4 protein-coding genes and 2 pseudogenes are annotated in these 5,521 nt (G+C 74.1%); 4 read left to right on the forward strand and 2 right to left on the reverse strand.

The genetic code is table 11. The annotated features are described in order from the left end of the window. From PROKR_RS29850 to PROKR_RS29860, 3 genes and pseudogenes are all read left to right on the forward strand, one after another. A pseudogene (locus tag PROKR_RS29850) lies at window positions 1-750 on the forward strand (metabolite traffic protein EboE); the annotation flags it as partial. Beyond that, complete coding sequence (locus tag PROKR_RS29855; protein WP_036971436.1) at window positions 747-2,147, forward strand: alkaline phosphatase family protein; 1,401 nt, start codon at window positions 747-749, stop codon at window positions 2,145-2,147. The pseudogene PROKR_RS29850 and the gene PROKR_RS29855, both read left to right, overlap by 4 nt. Before the next feature lie 127 nt (window positions 2,148-2,274). Beyond that, window positions 2,275-2,853, forward strand: coding sequence for a DUF6069 family protein (locus PROKR_RS29860; protein ID WP_051433512.1), 579 nt, complete (start codon window positions 2,275-2,277; stop codon window positions 2,851-2,853). Window positions 2,854-2,901: 48 nt separating this feature from the next. On the opposite strand, the gene PROKR_RS29865 is transcribed toward PROKR_RS29860, so the two are convergent. Beyond that, on the reverse strand, window positions 2,902-3,645 hold the full coding sequence (locus tag PROKR_RS29865) for a response regulator (protein WP_036971438.1): 744 nt from the start codon (window positions 3,643-3,645) through the stop codon (window positions 2,902-2,904). Beyond that, on the reverse strand, window positions 3,642-4,985 hold the full coding sequence (locus PROKR_RS29870) for a sensor histidine kinase (RefSeq protein ID WP_036971441.1): 1,344 nt from the start codon (window positions 4,983-4,985) through the stop codon (window positions 3,642-3,644). The genes PROKR_RS29865 and PROKR_RS29870 overlap by 4 nt, the downstream gene beginning before the upstream one ends. Before the next feature lie 107 nt (window positions 4,986-5,092). On the opposite strand from PROKR_RS29870, the pseudogene PROKR_RS36650 reads away from it, so the two are divergent. After that, window positions 5,093-5,521, forward strand: a pseudogene (locus tag PROKR_RS36650) (GAP family protein); the annotation flags it as partial.

A 5,521-nucleotide genomic window follows, 5' to 3' on the forward strand; every position in this document is an offset into this window, starting at 1 on the left:
GAGCTGCGCGAGCTGGCGCGGCGCACCGGCCGCACGGTGCGGGTCGCCGTCGAGCCGGAGCCGGGCTGCGTGCTCGACACCGTGGAGGACGTCGTGGCGTGGCTGGCCCCGCGGACCGGCGCCGAGTTCCCGGAGGACCGGCGCATCGACCCCGAGCACGTGGGCGTCTGCCTGGACACGTGCCACCTGGCGGTGTCGTTCGCGGATCCGGCGGGCGCCGTCCGGCGGATCACGGACGCGGGCCTGCGGGTGGTCAAGGTGCAGGCGTCCGCGGCGCTGGAGGTCGCGGACCTGTCCGCCCCCGGTGCGCGGGACGCCGTCGGCCGGTTCGTCGAGCAGCGGTACCTGCACCAGGTGCGCGAGCTGACGGCGGCGGGCGACGTGCTGGCCTCGGACGACCTGCCCGTGGCGCTCGGCAACGAGGAGCGGCGGCCCGGTCTGCCGGGCGACGGCCCGTGGCGGGTGCACTTCCACGTGCCGCTGCACCACGAGCCGGCGGCTCCGCTGGCCGCGACCACCGACGTGCTGCGCGACGCCGTCGCCGCGGTGCGGGAGGCACCGCACGGGGCCGACGCCCACCTCGACGTCGAGACGTACACCTGGTCGGTCCTGCCGCCTGACGCCCTGCCCACGCAGCGGCCCGACGGCGCGGACGAGCTCGTCGCGGGGATCGCGGCCGAGCTGCGCTGGGCCTCAGAGCACCTGCTGACCGAGGGAGTCAGCGTCACCCCCGAAGGAGTCAAGGCATGAAGCCCGTCCTGCTGCTCGACGTCGTCGGGCTGACCGCCCGCGCGCTGGCGCACATGCCGCGGCTGCGGCGGCTGGCCGAGTCCGGCTGGCACTCCGAGCTGGCCACGGTGCTGCCCGCGGTGACCTGCAGCGTGCAGTCGACGATGCTCACCGGCCTGATGCCGGCGGAGCACGGCGTCGTGGGCAACGGCTGGTACTTCCGCGAGCTGGGCGACGTCTACCTGTGGCGGCAGCACAACCGGCTGGTCGGCGGCGAGAACGTGTGGGAGGCCGCCCGCAAGCGGGCCCCGGGCTACCAGGCCGACAACGTGTGCTGGTGGTACGCGATGGGCATGTCCACCGACGTCACGATCACGCCGCGCCCGATCTACCACGCCGACGGCCGCAAGTCGCCGGACGGGTACGTGCGGCCGCCCGAGCTGCACGACGAGCTGATGGGCCGGTTCGGCGACTTCCCCCTGTTCCAGTACTGGGGTCCGACGGCGTCGATCGCGTCGACCCGCTGGATCGTGGATGTGACGCGGCACCTGCTGCGCACCAGGACGTCGAACCTCACCACGGCCTACCTGCCGCACCTGGACTACGACCTGCAGCGGTTCGGGCCGCAGTCGCCCCAGGCCGACCGGGCGGCGGCCGAGCTGGACGCCGCCCTCGCGCCCCTGCTCGACGACGCCGAGGCCGCGGGCATGACCGTCGTCGCCGTCTCGGAGTACGGCATCGGGCCGGCGAACCGGCCGGTGGACATCAACCGGATCCTGCGCAGGGAGGGCCTGCTGGAGGTCTACGTGCAGGACGGGCGCGAGCAGCTCGATCCGTGGACGTCGCGCGCGTTCGCCGTCGCGGACCACCAGGTGGCGCACGTCTACGTGGACGACGCCGCTGACCTGGCGCGGGTCGCGAGCCTGCTGCGCAAGGTGCCCGGCGTCGACGAGGTGCTGGACCGTGAGGCGCAGGCCAAGTACGGACTGGACCACGAGCGCGCCGGTGAGCTGGTGGTCGTGGCGGAGCCGGGCGCCTGGTTCACGTACTACTTCTGGCTCGACGACGACCGCGCGCCCGAGTACGCGCGCGGCGTCGACATCCACCGCAAGCCGGGATACGACCCCGCCGAACTGTTCTTCAACCCGGCCGACCCGCTCGCCAAGGCGAAGGCAGGCCTCAACCTCGTGCGCAAGAAGCTGGGCCTGCGGTACGCGATGGGCACCACTCCGCTCGACGCCTCGTACGTGCGCGGCACGCACGGCCGCCTGCCGGACTCGTCCGAGGACACCCCGCTCGTCCTGTGCTCGGACGGCCAGGTGCCGGCGTCGGTCGCCGACTGGGTCGAGGACGACGCGGGCCAGGTGCCGGCGTCGGCCGTGAAGGGCCTGGTGCTGGACCTGCAAGGACTGCGCTGACTCCTCCTCCGACGTGTCAGCCCCACAGGTCCATCTGGTGACCTGTGGGGCTGACACGTGCGCCGTGCGACGTCGACCGATCCGTGGTCTAGTGGACATAGGGCTACACAAACCGGGAGGTAACGCGATGAGCGACCCGAACCGCCCCTATGACGCCGACTACGGTGAGCCGCCGCCGCCGGCGTACCCGCCGCCGGCCCAGACGCCCGGTGTGCCCACGCAGCCCGTGGGCCAGCCGCCCGCCGACGCGCGGGCCCAGCCGGTCACGTCCGGCACCGAGAACCCGCGCCTCGCCCTCGAGGTCGGCCGCTACTGGGCCGGTGCCCTGGCGACCATGCTGGTGGCCGCGCTCATCGGCCTGGCCGCGAGCTTCATCCTCGAGGAGGTGCTGGGCCTCGACGTCCAGCCGCAGGCCGACCTGCTCGGCACCGGCTCCGACACCATGGCCTGGGTCGTGGCGGGCGCGCTGTTCGCCCTGCTGGCCGCGATCGTGCTCTACCTGCTGGTGCTGAGCACACCGCGCCCCCGGTCGTTCTTCGGCTGGGTGGTCGCCCTCGCCACGGTGATCCTCGCCGCCGTGCCGTTCGCCGGGCGGGCCGACCTGGTGCCGGCGATCCTCGCGGCCGTGGTCTGGATCATCATCGGCTCGGCCGTGTACTCCCTGCTCACCGGCACCCTGAGCCGCACGGTGGTGCAGCGCACCTGATCCTCCGCCGGCCCGGCCCGGCTCCCGGGCGGGTCAGCGCGGGCACGGTCAGGCCAGGCCCGCGTCCCGGGCGGCGATCGCCGCCTGGACGCGGGAGGTCACGCCGAGCTTGGCGAGCACCCGCGACACGTGGGTCTTGGCAGTGGCCTCGCTGATGGTCAGCGCAGCGGCGAGCTCCGCGTTCGACAGGCCCGAGCCGAGGCCCGCGAGCACGTCACGCTCCCGCGGGGTCAGGTCGGCGGGGAGGCTCGCCGCACCCGTCCCGTCCCCGTTCCCCCAGCCCCTGGCTCCCCGCCCGGCGCCGTTCGAGCCTGCGCCGTTCGAGCCTGCGCCGTTCGAGCCGACCACCCCGTTGCGGTGACCGGGACGGACGCGGGGTGCGGAGAGCTCCGCGATGATCCGCCTGGTGACCTCCGGCGCCACGACGCCGTCCCCGGCTGCGACGTGCCGGACGGCGTCCACCAGCGCGGACGCCTCGGCGGTCTTCAGCAGGAAACCGGCGGCGCCGGCCCGGAGGGCGCCGAACACGTACTCGTCCAGGTCGAAGGTCGTGAGCACCAGGACCTCCGCCAGCCCCTCGTCGACGATCTGCCGGGTCGCGGTGACGCCGTCGGTCCCGGGCATGCGCACGTCCATCAGCACCACGTCAGGACGCAACGCGCGGGCGTTCGTGACCGCGACGGCGCCGTCGCCGGCCTCGCCGATCACCTCGATGTCGCCGGCCGTGGCGAGCAGCATGCGCAGGCCGGCCCGGATCGCCGCGTGGTCGTCGGCGAGCAGGACGCGGATCACGCGCGGACCCGGTCAGGAAGGGGCAGGACCGCGCGGACCAGCCACCCCGACCCGGCCGTGGAGTGGGGCGACCACGGTCGGTCGGAGCCGGCATCGCCCGGACCCGCCCAGAACGAGCCACCGAGGGACTCGACGCGCTCCCGCATCGACACCAGGCCGATCCCGGTCCCCTCGCCGACGTCCCCGGCCACGTGAGGTCCCGGCGCGTCAGACCCCGGCACATCAGACCCCGGCACGTCAGATCCCGGCACGTGGCCCGTCCCCACGTCACGCACCTCGATCCCGAGCTGCCCGCCGGCGGCGAAGGTCAGGTCGGCCCGCGCGCCGCCGTGCCGGTGGACGTTCGTCAGCGCCTCCCGGACCACCCGGTAGACCGCATGGTCCACCGCTGCGGGCAGGGGCGTCGCGCCCGTCAGGACGCCGTCAGGGTCGGAGACGGTCAGGTCCAGGCCGGCGAGCCGCGCCTGCTCGATCACCGGGGTGAGCTGGGCAGCGCGTGACGGCGCCACGTCCTCCGGTTCCACGCCGTCGGCCCGCAGCACGCGGATCATCGCCTGCATGTCCTGCAGCGAGGCCAGGCTCTCCGCGCGGATGCTCCGCAGCGCGGCCCGGTCCCGGTCCGGCTCGGCGGCGCCCGCGAGCGCCCCGCCGGAGGTGATGGCGATGGCGGAGAGGTGCGAGGCGACGACGTCGTGCAGGTCGCGAGCGACGGTGGCGCGCTCGGCGCGGACGGCGTCGTGCCGCGAGGCCTCGGCGAGACGGAGCAGCGCGGCGCCGCGCTCGCGCTCGAGCCGTTCCCGTTCGCGGGCGGCGGCGGTGAGCTCGCGGCCCTGCCGCACGTTGGTACCCCACCACATGGGCGTGACCAGCAGGGTAAGAGCCTGGAGCCCGACGAGGACCGTCGGCCGGAGCCCGCCCGTGACGACAGCGATGGTGATCATCAGCGCGGTGGTCAGGATCGTGACCCCGACGATGCTGACCAGCCGCGCGGTCCGGGTGCCGTGCAGGTGGACGGCGTACATCGCCTCCCAGAGCACGACGATGAGGCCGACGCTGCCGCCGAGCACCACGTCGAGCACGAAGGCGACGGTGGCGACGCCGAGCACGGCGAGCGGGTGGATCCGGCGCCAGATCAGCGCGGTGCAGCCGATGGCGGCGGGGATCGCGAACCACCAGGACGGGGCGTCCGGCAGGCCGCTCCACGACGTCCGGATGAGGCCGAGCGCGTCGAGCGCGAGGGCGGTGACCAGGATTCCTGCCGCCGTGATCATGTCGCCGCGCCGGTCCTCGGCCGTGACGACCTTGACGACGGGCGCGATCAGCTCGGACAGGCGGGGCATACGTCCATCTCAGCACGACGCGGCGCGCGGCGGGTCATCCGAAGGATGTACGGGCCTCGGCGGTTCGGCGGATGTGCGCGCGCACGGTGGGCGTCAGGGTGGACGGCATGGACCTCATCTCCGGCGAGCTCACGGGTGCCGCGCTGATCGGTGCGCTGGCCGTGCTCGCGCTCATCGACTCGACGAGCTTCGGCACCCTGCTCATCCCCGTGTGGCTGCTCATGTCGCCCGGCCGGGTGCGCGTGGGCCGGATGATCGTCTACCTCGGCTCGATCGCGGGCTTCTACGCCCTGGTCGGGCTGGCGATCCTCCTGGGGGCGGGCGCGCTGGGCGACACGCTGTCCTCCCTGTCGAGCTCGCGCCCGTTCCTGATCGCGCAGCTCCTGGTCGGTATCGGCCTGTTCGTGTGGAGCTTCAAGCTCGAGCCGTCCAAGGAGCAGAAGGCCGCCGACGCGGTGGCCGCGGCGCAGGCGGGCGGAGCAGCGGCAGGCACGACGCCGACTGGCAGCGCCATACCGGCGGCCGGCGCCGCGGAC

Source organism: Promicromonospora kroppenstedtii DSM 19349, assembly GCF_000515355.1.
Taxonomy (GTDB): domain Bacteria; phylum Actinomycetota; class Actinomycetes; order Actinomycetales; family Cellulomonadaceae; genus Promicromonospora; species Promicromonospora kroppenstedtii.

Coding starts and splice junctions, on each gene's coding strand:
- PROKR_RS29855 (WP_036971436.1), top strand. CDS start 747: ATGAAGCCCGTCCTGCTGCTCGACGTCGTCGGGCTGACCGCCCGCGCG.
- PROKR_RS29860 (WP_051433512.1), top strand. CDS start 2,275: ATGAGCGACCCGAACCGCCCCTATGACGCCGACTACGGTGAGCCGCCG.
- PROKR_RS29870 (WP_036971441.1), bottom strand. CDS start 4,985: ATGCCCCGCCTGTCCGAGCTGATCGCGCCCGTCGTCAAGGTCGTCACG.